16 protein-coding genes are annotated in these 14,816 nt (G+C 43.4%); 15 read left to right on the forward strand and 1 reads right to left on the reverse strand.

Going from position 1 to position 14,816, the window contains the following annotated elements; genetic code table 11:
• Positions 1-3: 3 nt before the first annotated feature.
• The 15 genes from cysW to MKY11_RS06130 all read left to right on the forward strand — a co-directional run bounded on the left by cysW (position 4) and on the right by MKY11_RS06130 (position 13,430).
• Positions 4-873, forward strand: a complete 870-nt coding sequence (gene cysW / locus MKY11_RS06060; protein ID WP_135009134.1) for a sulfate ABC transporter permease subunit CysW — start codon at positions 4-6, stop codon at positions 871-873.
• Between the two features lie 15 nt (positions 874-888).
• A complete protein-coding gene (cysA, locus tag MKY11_RS06065) occupies positions 889-1,620 on the forward strand; it encodes a sulfate ABC transporter ATP-binding protein (protein ID WP_285527780.1) in 732 nt (243 codons plus the stop codon).
• A gap of 240 nt (positions 1,621-1,860) precedes the next feature.
• The gene (locus tag MKY11_RS06070) at positions 1,861-2,328 is read left to right on the forward strand and encodes a PTS sugar transporter subunit IIA (RefSeq protein WP_024719599.1); all 468 of its coding nucleotides are present in this window, start codon (positions 1,861-1,863) and stop codon (positions 2,326-2,328) included.
• Between the two features lie 50 nt (positions 2,329-2,378).
• Positions 2,379-3,752 (forward strand): PTS transporter subunit IIC, encoded by a 1,374-nt coding sequence (locus MKY11_RS06075; protein ID WP_007498866.1) that lies wholly within the window; start codon positions 2,379-2,381, stop codon positions 3,750-3,752.
• Between the two features lie 19 nt (positions 3,753-3,771).
• The gene (locus MKY11_RS06080; protein ID WP_017367077.1) at positions 3,772-4,050 is read left to right on the forward strand and encodes a PTS sugar transporter subunit IIB; all 279 of its coding nucleotides are present in this window, start codon (positions 3,772-3,774) and stop codon (positions 4,048-4,050) included.
• A gap of 62 nt (positions 4,051-4,112) precedes the next feature.
• Positions 4,113-4,559, forward strand: a complete 447-nt coding sequence (locus tag MKY11_RS06085) for a hypothetical protein (RefSeq protein ID WP_008346260.1) — start codon at positions 4,113-4,115, stop codon at positions 4,557-4,559.
• Positions 4,556-5,587 (forward strand): alcohol dehydrogenase catalytic domain-containing protein, encoded by a 1,032-nt coding sequence (locus tag MKY11_RS06090; protein ID WP_017367078.1) that lies wholly within the window; start codon positions 4,556-4,558, stop codon positions 5,585-5,587. Before MKY11_RS06085 ends, MKY11_RS06090 begins: the two co-directional genes overlap by 4 nt.
• A 180-nt stretch (positions 5,588-5,767) precedes the next feature.
• Complete coding sequence (gene pdhA, locus MKY11_RS06095; RefSeq protein WP_008346257.1) at positions 5,768-6,751, forward strand: pyruvate dehydrogenase (acetyl-transferring) E1 component subunit alpha; 984 nt, start codon at positions 5,768-5,770, stop codon at positions 6,749-6,751.
• A 31-nt stretch (positions 6,752-6,782) separates the two neighbouring features.
• Positions 6,783-7,763, forward strand: coding sequence for an alpha-ketoacid dehydrogenase subunit beta (locus tag MKY11_RS06100; protein ID WP_026050078.1), 981 nt, complete (start codon positions 6,783-6,785; stop codon positions 7,761-7,763).
• Positions 7,764-7,780: 17 nt separating this feature from the next.
• Entirely contained in the window at positions 7,781-9,103 is a 1,323-nt protein-coding gene (locus MKY11_RS06105) for a dihydrolipoamide acetyltransferase family protein (RefSeq protein WP_041507419.1), read from the forward strand.
• A 12-nt stretch (positions 9,104-9,115) separates the two neighbouring features.
• On the forward strand, positions 9,116-10,498 hold the full coding sequence (gene lpdA, locus MKY11_RS06110) for a dihydrolipoyl dehydrogenase (RefSeq protein WP_096881316.1): 1,383 nt from the start codon (positions 9,116-9,118) through the stop codon (positions 10,496-10,498).
• A 31-nt stretch (positions 10,499-10,529) separates the two neighbouring features.
• Complete coding sequence (locus MKY11_RS06115) at positions 10,530-11,225, forward strand: SDR family NAD(P)-dependent oxidoreductase (protein WP_024719603.1); 696 nt, start codon at positions 10,530-10,532, stop codon at positions 11,223-11,225.
• Positions 11,203-11,988 carry an SDR family oxidoreductase gene (locus MKY11_RS06120; RefSeq protein WP_072367659.1) on the forward strand — a complete coding sequence of 262 codons (786 nt, stop codon included), beginning with the start codon at positions 11,203-11,205 and terminating at the stop codon, positions 11,986-11,988. Before MKY11_RS06115 ends, MKY11_RS06120 begins: the two co-directional genes overlap by 23 nt.
• A 92-nt stretch (positions 11,989-12,080) precedes the next feature.
• Complete coding sequence (locus MKY11_RS06125; protein WP_007498849.1) at positions 12,081-13,037, forward strand: sugar-binding transcriptional regulator; 957 nt, start codon at positions 12,081-12,083, stop codon at positions 13,035-13,037.
• Positions 13,038-13,100: 63 nt separating this feature from the next.
• On the forward strand, positions 13,101-13,430 hold the full coding sequence (locus tag MKY11_RS06130) for a hypothetical protein (RefSeq protein WP_008358910.1): 330 nt from the start codon (positions 13,101-13,103) through the stop codon (positions 13,428-13,430).
• 13 nt (positions 13,431-13,443) lie between these two features.
• Here MKY11_RS06130 and MKY11_RS06135 read toward each other — a convergent pair whose 3' ends face one another.
• Positions 13,444-14,769, reverse strand: coding sequence for an amino acid permease (locus MKY11_RS06135; protein WP_342501950.1), 1,326 nt, complete (start codon positions 14,767-14,769; stop codon positions 13,444-13,446).
• Positions 14,770-14,816: the final 47 nt, after the last annotated feature.

The raw sequence follows: 14,816 nt of genomic DNA on the forward strand, positions 1-14,816 counted from the left end.
CGATTGGAAAGGGAGCTTCTTAAAGAGCACCGCATCAAGTACAGGAGTCCTGTGACGGAATCAAAAGCGGTGAAGAGTATGTTGATTGGTGTGGTGTATGCTTTTTTGATTTTGTTTTTACTCATGCCGTTGATTGCTGTGTTTTCAAAGGCTTTTGAGAAAGGATGGAGTTCTTATCTTCTTGCCATCTCACATCCAGACACGCTTGCGGCAATCAAATTGACTGTTTTCATTGTGATGATCACATTGCCGCTTCAAATGATTTTTGGGGTCAGTGCTGCTTGGCTCATCACAAAATTTCATTTCCCGGGAAAACGTTTGTTAACGACTGTCATTGATCTTCCGTTTGCGGTGTCACCTGTCATTGCAGGACTTGTATTTGTACTTTTATTTGGTTCAAATGGACTTTTAGGACCGTGGCTTTTAGCAAATGGATGGAAAGTGATTTACTCTGTACCGGGGATGATTCTTGCGACCATCTTTGTGACATTTCCTTTTGTTGCGAGAGAGTTAATTCCGTTTATGCAAAATGAAGGAATTCATGAGGAAGAAGCATCGCTTACGCTTGGTGCCAGTGGGTGGCAGACCTTTTTCCTTGTGACACTTCCAAATATAAAATGGGCCCTTTTTTACGGCGCCATTTTAGCAGGGGCTAGGGCAATTGGTGAATTTGGTGCAGTGTCGGTTGTATCCGGTCATATCCGCGGAATGACGAATACGATGCCGCTTCATATAGAAATTCTATACAACGAGTATCAATTCCAAGCGGCTTTTGCCGTGGCCTCTCTCATGGCGTTTGTTGCGGTCATCACATTAATCATCAAGCAGATCATTCAGCAGAGAGATCATAGGCTTGGCAAGCGTTCAAAATAAATGGAGGGATCAGCCTTGGGGATTACAGTGAAACAAATATCAAAGCAATTTGGGCAGACGAAGGTTTTGCAAAACGTGGATTTGACGATCGGAAATGGGGAATTGATTTCCTTACTTGGACCGTCTGGGTCAGGTAAGACGACTTTATTAAGAATTATTGCAGGGCTTGATGATGCGAATACTGGACAGATCTTATTTGGAGAACAGGATTATACTTACATTCCAGTGCGAAAACGGCAAATTGGTTTTGTCTTTCAGCAATATGCGCTTTTTCGAAATATGACGGTATTTGATAATGTGGCTTATGGATTGAAGATGAAACCTAGAGGAGAAAGGCTGCCTAAAAAAGACATCAAAGAGCGCGTGCATGAGTTGCTGAAAGTCGTTCAATTAACGCAGTATGCACATCGTTATCCAGAGCAGCTGTCAGGTGGACAAAAGCAGCGTGTAGCACTTGCACGTGCTCTAGCCGTCAAACCGAAAGCTCTTCTCTTAGATGAACCTTTTGGTGCACTAGATTCAAAGGTGAGAAAAGACTTAAGACATTGGCTGAAAAAAGTTCATCAAGAATTTCAAATGACGACCATCTTTGTGACGCATGATCAAGAAGAAGCGTTTGATATCGCTGATCGTGTTGTGGTGATGAATGAGGGCAGAATCGAAAAAATCGGCACAAAAAAAGAAATGACAGAGCAGAAAGACAACCTTTTTGTATCTGAGTTTTTAGATATAGGAAGCCATATTTAACAAGAAGTTGATGTGATGTAATGAAAGAGATGCGGCAAAAAGCTGCATCTTTTTTTATAAAAATTTTCCTAGGAACATTGACTTATAATTTCGAATATTATAATATCTTTACAAAGGTAACAGTATTGAACATTTTATAACACATCTGTTTGTAAGCGCTTTACAAAAGGTTCTATTTTAAAATGTTCATTCTATTTGTTACATGTGTTCATATTTATACCAAATGAAAGGGGTGGTTGTTTGAACAGCTTGTTTGAGTTAGATCAACAGCTGATTGAGCTGCAATACGAAGCATCTTCAAGTGAGGAGGTGACTGCCTATTTAGCAGAAAGGTTAGAAACTGGAGGGTATATTAAATCGAGCTTTTTACCAGCAGTGCTTGAAAGAGAAAAAACATATCCGACCGGTCTTCCTCTTGCGACCTTTGGGGTAGCCATTCCCCATACAGATCCTGAACATGTAAACAAACCGGCGATCAGTGTAGCGACATTAAAGGAACCTGTTATTTTTCATAAGATGGGAAGCCCTCATGAGACAGTTCAAGCCAAAATTGTGTTCGTTCTGGCAATCTCTGAACCTAGTAAGCAGCTCGTGATGTTAGAGAAACTGATGACGCTTTTCAGAAAAGAAGAAGTAATGACAAGATTATCTCACATGACATCGTATGAAGAAGCCGTTGATGTACTTCAAAAAGAATTAAACCAATAGTTATTCAAGACATAATGTAAGCGCTTTATTTAAAATCAGGAGGTGGATGTATGATCAAGCAAGCCGTCGATTTCATCTTAGACTTAGGGCCAACAATTATGCTCCCAATTATTATGACGTTATTCGGTATGATTTTAAGGCAAGGATTTAAAAAATCCTTCCGTGCAGGTATTACCATCGGAATTGGATTTGTCGGGGTCAATCTTGTCATTAATTTACTTGTAAGCGGTCTTGGACCAGCAGCCAAAGCCATGGTCAATTCCCTTGGATTAAAGCTTGATATTTTAGATGTCGGTTGGCCGATTGGAGCCGCCATTTCTTTTGGTACACCTGTTGCCCCTTTGATGATTCCTCTTGTGCTCTTGTTAAATGTCATTTTGCTGTCTGTTAACTTTACGAAAACATTGAATGTGGATATTTGGAATTTCTGGCATTTGATTTTCGCTGCTTCTGTTACTTACTACGCTTATCATAATATGTTCTTAGCTCTTGCCGTTGGTTTAATCGTTTCTGCGATTACACTAAAACTTGCCGATTGGACGGCACCGACGATTGAACACCATTTCGGATTAAAAGGCGTATCGATGGCTCATGCTGAAACGGTCAACTTCGCTCCGCTCATGTATGCGTCAAACCGCGTGATTGATAAAATCCCTGGTTTAAACAAAATTCATGCGGATCCAGAAACTTTGAAAAAACGTTTTGGCATCTTTGGTGAACCGCTTGTGATGGGTCTTATACTTGGTATCATTATTGGTCTTCTTGGGGGCTATGATGCAAAAGGTGTCATGACCCTTGGAATTCAAATGGCTGCAGTGCTTGTGTTAATGCCAAGAATGGTTGCTTTATTAATGGAAGGACTTATTCCAATCTCTGAGGGTGCTCGTTCTTATATTCAAAAGCGTTTCCCTGGAAAAAATGTCTATATTGGTTTGGATACAGCGATTGTCATTGGTCATCCAGCGAATATGGCTGTAGCCCTTTTGATGGTGCCAATCACCATTTTGCTCGCTGTCGTTCTTCCTTACAATGGTATGCTGCCGTTTGCAGACTTATCGGTTCTGCCATTTACAGTAGTATGGGCAGTAGCAGCCGCTCGTGGGAATATTATTCGCGGCCTCATTAACAGTATTTTTACCTTAATGATTGTCTTCTTCATTGCAACGAACCTTGCACCACTCGCCACAACAATGGGGAAAGCAGTTGGTTTCGACTTCCCAGAAGGGGCAAATATGATCTCTGGTATCGATCTTGGTTCACACGTCATTCCTTGGATCATGGTGAGACTTCTTGATCCGAGCAATCCTTACTTCATTGCAGCGATTGTCTGTGCACTGGCATATGCGCTTCTTTGGTACTGGGTGCGAAATGATATTAAAAAGCAGTATGCAAAAGAAATGGGCTTAGATCAGAAAGATCAATAAACGAGCTGGAGGGATTCTCATGGCAAAAAAAATATTAGTATCTTGCGGAACGGCAGTTGCTACGTCAACGGTTGTGGCAAAAAAGGTAGAAGAGACATTAAAGGAAAAAGGATACGATGTCATCGTTGAACAATGTAAGGCATCTGAGGTTCCGCAGAAAGCGGAGGGTGCTGATTTAATTGTGACGACAACGCCTGTTAGTGATACAAAAGGAACGCCTGTGATTCAAACGTTATCTTTTTTAACGGGATTTGGCATTGAAGATGATATTGAAAAAATTATCGATCATATTAAGTGAACGATGATTGCGTGGAGGAGCTGCGAAAGCTCCTTCCATGTCATTTGAAAGGGGGAGTTCTCATGCAGCAGCATGCTTATAGCCGAACGTCTGCCATGTTTTCTATTTTCCTTCCGGCCTTGTTAATATGTGTGTTTTTTCTCTGGTCTCTTTATACGTTGATGTCGGCAGGACCTGAGCCATTAGCTGTGTTAGGTGTCTATACGCTGCCTATCCTTATGCTTTCTAGCATCACTGGCCTGAATCAGCCAACGAATATCATGATTAGTGAAGATGAGCTGAAAATAGGTGCTTTTGGCAGGTGGCACACATATGCGGTGTCCGATATTAAAGGAAAATTGTTTTTAAAACCATATCCTCATATCGGGAAAGTATATGTCAGAGTGGGACCTGCGCGAATATTTGGCGGACGCTACTGGATTTCAAGTGAGATGAGTGAGTACAAGCAGCTCGTTCAATCCTTGCAGAGTCTTGCGACATGTGATGAAAAGGAGGATGCGGCTAAATGAAATCAGCTGTCTTTTATTCTTCAGAGGACATTCGTTACGAGGAGCGGAAGCGGCCAGCCATTGGTGACGACGAAGTATTATTAAAAATGCGTGCCTGCGGGTTATGCGGGACGGATATTTATAAAGCGACACATGAGACGGTACCTCCTGGCACAGTGCTAGGGCATGAAATCGCTGGTGACATTATCGAAACAGGCCGTCACGTCACACATGTTCAAACGGGAGACAGGGTGTATGTAGCGCATCATGTCCCTTGTTTTACTTGTGACTTTTGTCAAAGAGGATTTTATACAATGTGCCCGCAATTTGCAGCCACAAATGTAGAGCCGGGCGGTTTTTCGGAATATATTCGTGTTCCTGCTTTACATGTTAAGCATACAATGGGCAAGCTCCCACATGACGTCTCATATGAACAAGGAGCGATGGTCGAACCGGTTGCCTGCTGTCTTCACGGCTTTGAAAGGGCGCCCGTTCATCCTGGAGATTCGGTCTTGATTCTTGGAGCGGGGCAAATTGGCTGCATTCAATTACAGCTTGCCAAATATTATTTGGCTGGAAAAGTGATGATTACAGACGTAAATGAGAACAGGCTCCTTCAAGCAAGAAATCTTGGGGCGGACGTCGCTTTTCATCCAGCATCTGAGCCAGTAGAAAACCGCGTCATGAAAGAAACAGATGGAAAGGGAGCGGACCTTGTCATTATTTCTGTGGGGAGTAGTGCGCTTTTAAAAGAAGCATTTCAAGCTGTCGCAAGAGGCGGAACGATTTTGGTCTTTGCTCACTTTCCGAAAGGGGATGTCTCCATTCCAGCAGAACGTTTTTTCCATGATGAAGTGAAAGTAGTTGGAGCTTATTCCTCGCATCCATATCATTATCGTGAAGCGCTAGAGCTTTTAAAAGCGAAAGTCGTTCATACAGAAAAAATGGTGACGCATCGATATCCATTAAGTCAGCTTCGTCAGGCGATAGAATGCGCTAGGCATCCAGAAGGTGAAAGCGTCAAAATCATGATGTATCCAGATGAATGAGAATGTACGAGATGGAGAGAAAGAGAAGGTCTTTGGAAAAGGGCTTTGCCTTTCTCTTTTTTTCTGAAAAAAGATGAAAACGCTTAAAAAATAAACGGAAATGCTTGACTTCAATGAGAGTTAAACGTATGATAATTACAAATGTAACACATAAGAACAAATGTAAAGGGGAGAGAAGAAATGCAAAAACAAATCACTTTGCCTGAACAGATTAGTCATGAGAAATTAGCAGATTTATATAAACAAATGTGGTTAGTAAGATATTTTGATGAAAAGGTCGATCAATTCTTTGCTAAAGGATTAATCCATGGAACGACCCATTTATGTGTTGGACAGGAAGCATCGGCTGTTGGATCTATTGCTGTGTTAAAGGATGAAGATAAGATTGTCAGTACACACCGCGGACATGGTCACTGTATTGCAAAAGGTGCAGAGGTCAATAAAATGATGGCTGAACTGTTCGGACGTGAAACAGGTTACTGCAAAGGAAAAGGCGGTTCCATGCATATTGCCGACTTAGAAAAAGGAAACCTTGGGGCAAATGGGATTGTTGGCGGCGGTATTCCGCTTGCAACAGGTGCGGCGCTCACGTCCAAGATGAAAAAGGAAGGCTTTGTGGTACTTTGTTTCTTCGGAGACGGCGCCACAAATGAAGGCAGCTTCCATGAAGCGCTGAATCTTGCTTCCATTTGGGATTTACCTGTTGTGTTTATTTGTGAAAACAACCAATACGGCATGTCTGGTCCTGTGAAAGAAATGATCAACATTGAAGACATTTCAACAAGAGCAGAAAGCTACGGAATGCCAGGGAAAACTGTTGATGGAAATGACATGGTTGAGATCATGAATACAGTAGATGAAGCGGTCAGCCGTGCAAGAGCTGGAGAAGGGCCATCACTCATTGAAATGAAAACGTATCGCTGGAAGGGTCACTCAAAGAGTGATGCGAAAAAATACCGTACACGTGAAGAAGAGACAGAATGGAGACAAAAAGACGGAATTAAACGCTTTAAGTCACTCTTAATGGAGCTAGATGTTCTGACAGAAGAGCAGGCTGCTCGTTTACAAGAAGAAGCGAAGCAAGAGATCGAGGCATCTGTTGAATTTGCGAAAAATAGTAAAGAACCATCAATTGACACACTATTAGAGGATGTATACGCCTAATTAGGAGGGGAATCACGTGACAAACACGACAGTGAGAGAGATTTCATATTTAGAAGCCGTTCGAGAAGCAATGAGTCAGGAAATGAGAAAAAATCAAGATGTCTTCATTTTAGGTGAAGATATCGGCGTATACGGTGGCGCATTTGGTGTCACGCGCGGGATGATCGAGGAATTCGGTCCAGAACGCGTCCGCAATACGCCGATTTCAGAGGCTGCCATCGCAGGAGGCGCAGTCGGAGCGGCTTTGACAGGGATGCGTCCGATTTTAGAACTACAATTCTCTGACTTTATTACAATTGCAATGGATCAGCTTGTAAACCAAGCAGCGAAAACACGTTACATGTTTGGCGGAAAAGGGAAGGTGCCGCTTGTTGTCAGAACACCAGCAGGTTCTGGGACAGGTGCCGCAGCGCAGCACTCCCAAAGCTTAGAAGCGTGGATGGCTCATATTCCTGGACTAAAGGTGGTTCAGCCTTCAACAGCTTATGATGCAAAAGGACTTTTAAAAGCAGCAATGGATGATGACAACCCTGTCATTTTCTATGAACACAAGCTTTTATATAAAACAATCGGTGAAGTACCAGAAGAGCAGTATTCGATTCCTTTAGGGAAAGCGGATGTGAAGAGAAGCGGAAAGGACGTCACAATTGTCGCAACAGCCATTATGGTGCATAAAGCGCTCGAAGCAGCGAAGGAACTAGAAGCGGAAGGAATCGATGTCGAGATCATTGATCCGAGAACGCTCGTCCCATTAGATGAAGAAACCATTATTGAATCTGTGAAAAAAACAGGCAAATGTATCGTTGTGCATGAGGCAGTGAAACGAGGCGGCTACGGCGGAGAGATTGCCAGTATGATAGCGGAAAGTGAAGCCTTCGACTATTTAGATGCACCTATTAAACGACTTGGCGGTCTTGCCGTCCCAATACCGTACAACCCAACGCTGGAAAAAGCAGTCATTCCACAAGTGCCAGATATTATTGAAGCAGCAAAAGAGCTCGTGCGCTCTTAAGTAAAGGGGAGAAGATCATGCCAAAAGAGATATTTATGCCGAAGCTAAGCAGTACGATGGAGATCGGTACCTTGCTTCAATGGTTTAAAGAAGAAGGAGATTCGGTTGAAATCGGTGAGCCTCTATTTGAGATTATGACAGACAAAATCAATATCGAGGTTGAAGCCTATGATGATGGCGTTTTTCTAAAGAAATATTACGAAGCAGATGATCAGATTCCAGTTAATGCTGTCATTGGATATATCGGAGAGGCTAATGAGCAGGTGCCGAGCGAGCCGCCAGCGCAGTCAGATGAAGCATCTTCTGAAGACAGCGGAACGTCATCACCATCTGAACCATCTGTTTCGACTGAAGCTGAACCAGCGGTGGGTGAGAAAGTACGCGCAACTCCTGCAGCGAGAAAAACGGCAAAAGATCACCAAGTAGCCATTCACGAAGTATCTGGTACAGGACCAAAAGGCAGAATTCAAAAACGGGATGTCGAAGCGGCCCTTCACACGAACGAGGAAGGCCAGCGCGTATCACCACTTGCAGGAAAAGTGGCTGCTCGTGAAGGGATCGACTTAGCGAATGTTGCTGGTTCTGGCGCTCACGGCAAAATCATGAAGAGTGATGTGACAGCAGCAGGCGCACAAAAGGCAGAGGCTGCTCCAGTGAGAACACAAAAACTAGCCGGGATGAGAAAAGTGATCGCAGATCGCATGTCACAAAGTGCCTTTACAGCGCCGCACGTCACATTAACAAGTGAAATTGATATGACAAAAGCAAAAGAAGTGCGCAAACAGCTGCTCCCAGCGATTGAAAAAGAGACAGGCTACAGATTGTCGTTTACAGAAATCATCATCCATGCGGTCAGCAGTGTCCTCACGCGCCATCCGCAAATCAATATGACGTTTGAACAAAATGAGCTCCATTTCCATGAGGATGTGCACATTGGTCTTGCGGTTGCTGTGAAAGACGGCTTAATGGTTCCGGTCATCTCTCATGCAAATCAAAAAGGGCTGAAACAGCTCACAAAAGAAGCAAAAGAAATTGGTCGAAATGCACGCGATCAAAAGCTACTGCCAGACCAGTTGAAGGGGTCTACATTTACCATTAGTAACTTAGGGATGTATGCCATTGACACGTTTACCCCAATTATTAATCAGCCGGAAGTGGCGATTTTAGGCGTTGGACGCATTCAAGAAAAACCTGTAGTGATCGATGGAGAAATTCAGGTGCGGCCAATGATGGGCGTCAGTTTATCATTTGATCATCGAGTGGTAGATGGTGCACCAGCAGCAGCCTTTTTAACAGACCTTAAAAAAGTGCTTGAACAACCATTTGAATTGCTAATGTAGGAGATGAATCGGATGACAAAAACGTATGATCTGACAGTCATTGGCGGAGGGCCTGGCGGATACACTGCCGCCCTTCAAGCCGCTGAACGTGGACACAAAGTTGCATTGATTGAAGAGGATTTTCTAGGGGGGACTTGTTTAAATCGAGGCTGTATCCCTTCAAAGACACTGCTCAAACATGCAGAAGTCATTGAATCCATTGAGAAAGCAAAAAGCTGGGGAATCGAAACAGGTGAGATGGTTCTTTCCTTCGATAAAATGAGAAAACGTAAAGATGATGTCATCGAAAAACTCAGGGGCGGAATCGCCTTTTTATTAAAGCAAGGAAAGATTGATGTATATAACGGCAGAGGCACAGCTGTGACAAAAAATCGCATTGACATTGAAAAACAAGATGGATCAGAAACGATTGAAACAAAAGAGCTGATCATTGCCACTGGCTCATCACCTGCTATTCCGCCTATTCCAGGGCTCAAAGAGATTCAATTTGACACAAGTGATACGATCTTTGACATCCCAGATATTCCTGCATCTGTCGTCATTATTGGCGGGGGTGTAATTGGTCTTGAGCTGGCATGCATCTTCCAGAGTCTCCAATCAAAAGTCACCATTATAGAAGCCGCTCCGTCGATTATTCCGCAGGAAGATGAAGAAGCGTCGAAATTACTAGAAAAAGAATTGAAGAAAAAAGGCATCCATATCGCAAAGAAAACGACGGTGACAGAGGTAACAGAAAGTGAAGGAGTCAAAGCGATTCATGCGACAGACGATAAAGGAGAGACGCACATCTTTACGGCTGAAAGACTGCTAGTTTGCGTCGGAAGAAGACCAAATGTCTCTGCTGTCAGTCAGCTTGATCTTCAGCTGGATGGTCCTTTTATTAAAGTAAACGACGAGATGAAGACAAGTGTTGAAGGTGTATATGCAATTGGAGATGTAGCCGGCGGCTATCAGCTCGCTCATGCGGCGATGGCAGAGGCAGCCGTTGCGGTCAGCAATATATGCGGCGAGCCTGAAAAAATGAATCACGACATCGTTCCTAGATGTATTTATACATTGCCAGAAGTAGCGAGTGTGGGACTGACAGAGAAAGAGGCAAAAGCCAAAGGGCTAAACGTGCGGGCAGAGCGATTTGATTTAGCTGCAAGCGGAAAAGCGTTGGCAGCAGGTGTTCAAACCGGTTTTATTAAACTCGTGTACGATACCGTATATGGTGAAGTCATTGGCGCTACAATGGTTGGTCCGCATGTAACGGAGATGATATCAGAGGCTTCCTCATTTATGTATTTAGAAGGAACAGCGGAAGAGATGGCCAAAATGATTCACCCGCATCCAACCATCTCAGAAGGCTTTTATGAAGCAGCTCTTGATATTGTGAGTAAGCTGAGAAAATAAATGCCAAACAAGGGATAGGGAGGAGATCCGTGTGCACGTCCAGCTTCATCAGAAAGTGGCACTTGTGACAGATAGCACAGATGGATTTGGAGAAGCCATCTGCCTAGCTTTGGCCCAGGCAGGTGCACATGTTTTCATACACGCTTTTCGTGATGAATCAAAAGCAAAGTCGATAAGCGAAGACATTGAAAAATTAGGCGGCCAATCGACTGTTGTCATCAATCCGCTTGAGACACCGCGTGATGCTACGCTTATGCTAAGACAAGTCATCGATACATGCGGCAAGCTTGATATTTTAGTCAATCAAGCCGAGCAAAAAGCAGATGAGGAGATTGATGACGTAAGTCCTGAGATATGGGTCGATGAAGTGGAAAGATCCGTAAATACAGTCTTTCTTTCCAGTCAAGCCGCTGTGTGGCATATGGTGGATCAGAAGCAGGGCTGCATCATTAATATTTCCTCATCAGGCAGCATAACAGGTGATGGCGGGATCTCACATGCTACATCAAATAGTATGTTGAATGCCATGACAAAAGGATTAGCGCGCGAATTTAAAGACAAAGGCATCCGGGTATTGGCACTACTTCCGCCGCCTCTCCATTTGCTTCCTGACAAAGAGCAAATCAAGGAGACGGTGGCTCATATGACGGTTTTCTTAAGTACGTCGTACGGTGCATTTACAGATGGAGCAGCGATTATGCTCGATGGGGGTGAGAGCGCTGGCTAATCAACAAAAACCAGTTCTCATCGTAGGTGGCGCCCAAGGCATCGGCAAAGAAATTGCTCAGCGTTTTTTAAAAGAAGGGCATCGTGTAGCTGTGTCAGATATAGATGAACAGGGACTTTCGCTTTTAAAACAACAGCATCCTCAGCTGCTGACGTTCCAAGCTGACGTTTCATCGTGGGAAAGTGTTCAGCAAATGGCGTCAGCAGCTGAAAAAGAGCTGGGTGGCATTGGGCATCTTGTCTATTCAGCAGGAATGACGAAATCCCTTCCTTTTTTAGAGGTTGATTTTTCACTTTGGAAAAAGACACTGGCTGTGAATCTATATGGTCTTTTCTACTGCATCAAAGCATTAGCACCCTATCTATGTGAGCGGAAAGAAGGCAGCGTTGTCATTATTGGATCAGGATCTGCGATAACAGGCTCTGGCGGCGGCATCCAGTATTACGCGTCAAAAGCCGGGGCATTTGGTCTCATGCGTTCGCTTGTAAAGGAATTGGGTTCCCATCACGTCCGCATCAATGTCATTGCACCGCGCGTCATTGAATCTCAGATGCTTGATACGCTCTATCCGACTGAGCTTGAGAAAAGTCAGCTTCGATCACTTATTCCTATCGGGAGATTAGGAAAACCAGAAGATATTGCTGGAGTCACTTTATTTCTCGCAAGTGACGAGGGAAGCTATTTGCACGGACAGATACTCTTATTAGATGGCGGGAGAACGTATCAGCCTAAATATAGCGAGGGAAAAAGAGCGGAGAGTTAATCGCTCTTTTTTTATTTTCATAACAATTGTTCCAATTAGAAACGAATGTTTGGTATACTGGTAATCATAGTATATTAAAAGGATGATGTCACATGCTGAATTGGGAAGAAAGACGACAGCTCGTCAAGGTTGCTCATCTTTATTATACAGACGGGTGGACGCAGCAGGAGATTGCAAAAAAGCTCAATGTCTCAAGACCAGTCATTTCAAAGCTCTTACAAAAAGCAAAAGATGTGGGAATCGTTGAAGTGTACATTAAAGACGAAAGTATTCATACAGTGGAACTTGAAAAGCAGCTGGAAACGACCTTTCAATTAACGGATGCTGTCGTTGTCCCAAGTGTCGGGACAATGTCTGAGATGGTCAAACGGGCAGTCGGTCAAGCGGGCGCCTATTATCTTTCTAAAAACATGAAAGGCGCTGAGAAAATCGGTATTTCATGGGGAACCACACTTGCCGAGCTAGTGAAGGAATATCCATTTGAGCGAAGAAACGATGTCAAAGTCATTCCTTTAGAGGGCGGAATGGGCAGGCAGGCGGTCGACATTCACGCGAATCAGCTGGCATATGAGCTGGCAAAGAAGATGAATGGTACGTGCTCCTATTTATATGCACCTGCGATTTTAGAAACAGAAGAATTAAAAGAGCGGCTGATGGCGATGCAGGACATAGAAGCTGTGCTTGAAGAAGGCAGAAATGTTGATATTGCCCTGATCGGTATTGGGAATCCGCATAAAGGCTCTACATTGAAAACAGTCGGTTATTTAAAAGAAGAGGATTTGTCTGGTTTAAGGCAATCAGGAGCTGTTGGTGATATTGGTTTTCGTTTCTTTGACGGGGAAGGGAAACCAGTCCAAGATGAGCTGAACCAAAAGGTGATTGGATTATCGTTAGAACAATTAAAGAGCGTGAAAAAAGTCATCGCAGTTGTGGAAGGAACCCATAAGGCTGAAAGTATTTTAGGAGCCTTAAACGGTGGCTTTATTCAGGTGCTCGTCACCGATGAATTGACTGCGGCAGCTATTTTAAAGGAAGCATCTGTCCAATAAACAGCTGACAGCCATCGTATTGTATAAAAAGAGCAACATCAAACGAGAAAGGAGCTGTGTATCTTGAAGAAAACCGAAATGGAAGCAAACCTACACTGTACTCGGTGCCAAGAAGAGACCCTCCACAGCATCGTTTATGTGAATGATCAGATGAAAAGCGTTGAGTGTACAGAGTGTCATCAGAAGATCAGTGTGCAAGTCGACATCATGAAGGAATTTTACAAAGAAGTATATGAAAAAATTGCCACAAAGCCGAAGCGGATGACGCAGGAGTATAAGGCGAATCTGAATGGATTCATTTCAAGACTCCCCATCCGGGTTTTAAGTAAGCCATACCGGCTGATGAGATATTTAAACGAATCTTATAAGGTCATTAAGCAATATAAAAAATAAAGCAGAGGCTGTCTTAGCGCTCTGCTTTATTTTGTGTTTTTTTCATGTAGTAATAAATCGGCAGTCCAGCAATGCCGATCAGCATGGAGATCAGGCAGCTTTGCCAATCGGTGATCATGGTGCTGATTAAGACAAAGAAAGAGCCGATAATCGCAATGATCGGTGTGAGCGGGTAAAGTGGTACGCTATAAGCGCGCTTCATTCCCAAGTTTTGTTTTCTTAGCTTAAAGACAGCGAAAAAGGCCATCACATAAAAGATGTAAATCATGAAAATCGAAACTTCTGACAGCTTCTCGGGATTACTGACGATCATAAACACAATGGCAATCAAAATCTGTACAAATACAGCGATCCAAGGTGTTTGAAAAGTAGGATGAATGCGTGAAATGGCTTTGGCAAACGGAATTTGTTTTCGTTCTGCCATCGCAAAAATGACACGCGGGAACGAAAGAACCTTTCCATTCAAACAGCCAAAGATACTAATGATGATTCCGATACTAATAATTTTACCGCCAATTGGACCAAAGAGCATTGTAGCAGCTGTGCTTGTTGCATTTTCACCTAGTTGAACGATTTGATCAGCTGGTAACACATGCAAAAGGGCGATGTTAATAAAGAGATAACATGCTGTGACAATTAAAATACCGCCTGCCATCGCACGAGGAAGCAGTTTCTCTGGATTTTTCATTTCACCGCCAAGCGCTGCAAGCAAAATCCAGCCATCATAGGCGAATAACGTCGCCAAAATTGCTGCACCGAAGTTCATTTGTGCGATACTCTCATTGACGGCTGTGAAAATATGTTCATTTCCTTTCCATAAGCCAAACACAATAATTGCTGCAATTGGAACAAGCTTTCCGATCGTGGTCAGTCCTTGGACAAAACCACCGTATTTCGTTCCCATGATGTTGATCACACATAAAAAAAGAACGGTGATAATGCCAATCGTTGTAGCCCATAAAGAAGAAAGAGAAAATAAATTAGCTAATAATGAACCAAAATAAAGACCAAGAGCACCAATAATCGCTGGCCCGTAAATAATAATTTGCACCCAGCCACATAAGTAGCCCCAAAATTCACCGTATATTTCTTCAAGATAGGCATATAAACCGCCAGTACGTGGGATTTGTGTACCAATTTCAGCGACTGTGAGTCCGCCTGCAAGGGTTAAGATCCCGCCTAACAGCCATGCGAATAAGGCGATGCCTGAGCTTCCTGAATAAGAAAGGACGTTGCCAGGCTTCATAAAAACGCCAGATCCAATAATTGTTCCGATGACAAGAGATAGGGCAAAAAATAAGCCGATGTCTTGTTTTAACGCTGGTTGTTCTTTGTTCATTACACACGACCTCCTGCATCACTTTCGTACGTTACTGTGACATGTAT

It is taken from the genome of Bacillus sp. FSL W7-1085 (assembly GCF_038595035.1).
GTDB lineage: Bacteria > Bacillota > Bacilli > Bacillales > Bacillaceae > Bacillus > Bacillus altitudinis.

What these genes read in the sequence shown, in the direction of transcription:
- MKY11_RS06075 (WP_007498866.1), top strand. Translation starts at nt 2,379, where the DNA reads ATGATCAAGCAAGCCGTCGATTTCATCTTAGACTTAGGGCCAACAATT.
- MKY11_RS06080 (WP_017367077.1), top strand. Translation starts at nt 3,772, where the DNA reads ATGGCAAAAAAAATATTAGTATCTTGCGGAACGGCAGTTGCTACGTCA.
- MKY11_RS06085 (WP_008346260.1), top strand. Translation starts at nt 4,113, where the DNA reads ATGCAGCAGCATGCTTATAGCCGAACGTCTGCCATGTTTTCTATTTTC.
- MKY11_RS06090 (WP_017367078.1), top strand. Translation starts at nt 4,556, where the DNA reads ATGAAATCAGCTGTCTTTTATTCTTCAGAGGACATTCGTTACGAGGAG.
- pdhA (WP_008346257.1), top strand. Translation starts at nt 5,768, where the DNA reads ATGCAAAAACAAATCACTTTGCCTGAACAGATTAGTCATGAGAAATTA.
- MKY11_RS06105 (WP_041507419.1), top strand. Translation starts at nt 7,781, where the DNA reads ATGCCAAAAGAGATATTTATGCCGAAGCTAAGCAGTACGATGGAGATC.
- lpdA (WP_096881316.1), top strand. Translation starts at nt 9,116, where the DNA reads ATGACAAAAACGTATGATCTGACAGTCATTGGCGGAGGGCCTGGCGGA.
- MKY11_RS06120 (WP_072367659.1), top strand. Translation starts at nt 11,203, where the DNA reads ATGGGGGTGAGAGCGCTGGCTAATCAACAAAAACCAGTTCTCATCGTA.
- MKY11_RS06125 (WP_007498849.1), top strand. Translation starts at nt 12,081, where the DNA reads ATGCTGAATTGGGAAGAAAGACGACAGCTCGTCAAGGTTGCTCATCTT.
- MKY11_RS06135 (WP_342501950.1), bottom strand. Translation starts at nt 14,769, where the DNA reads ATGAACAAAGAACAACCAGCGTTAAAACAAGACATCGGCTTATTTTTT.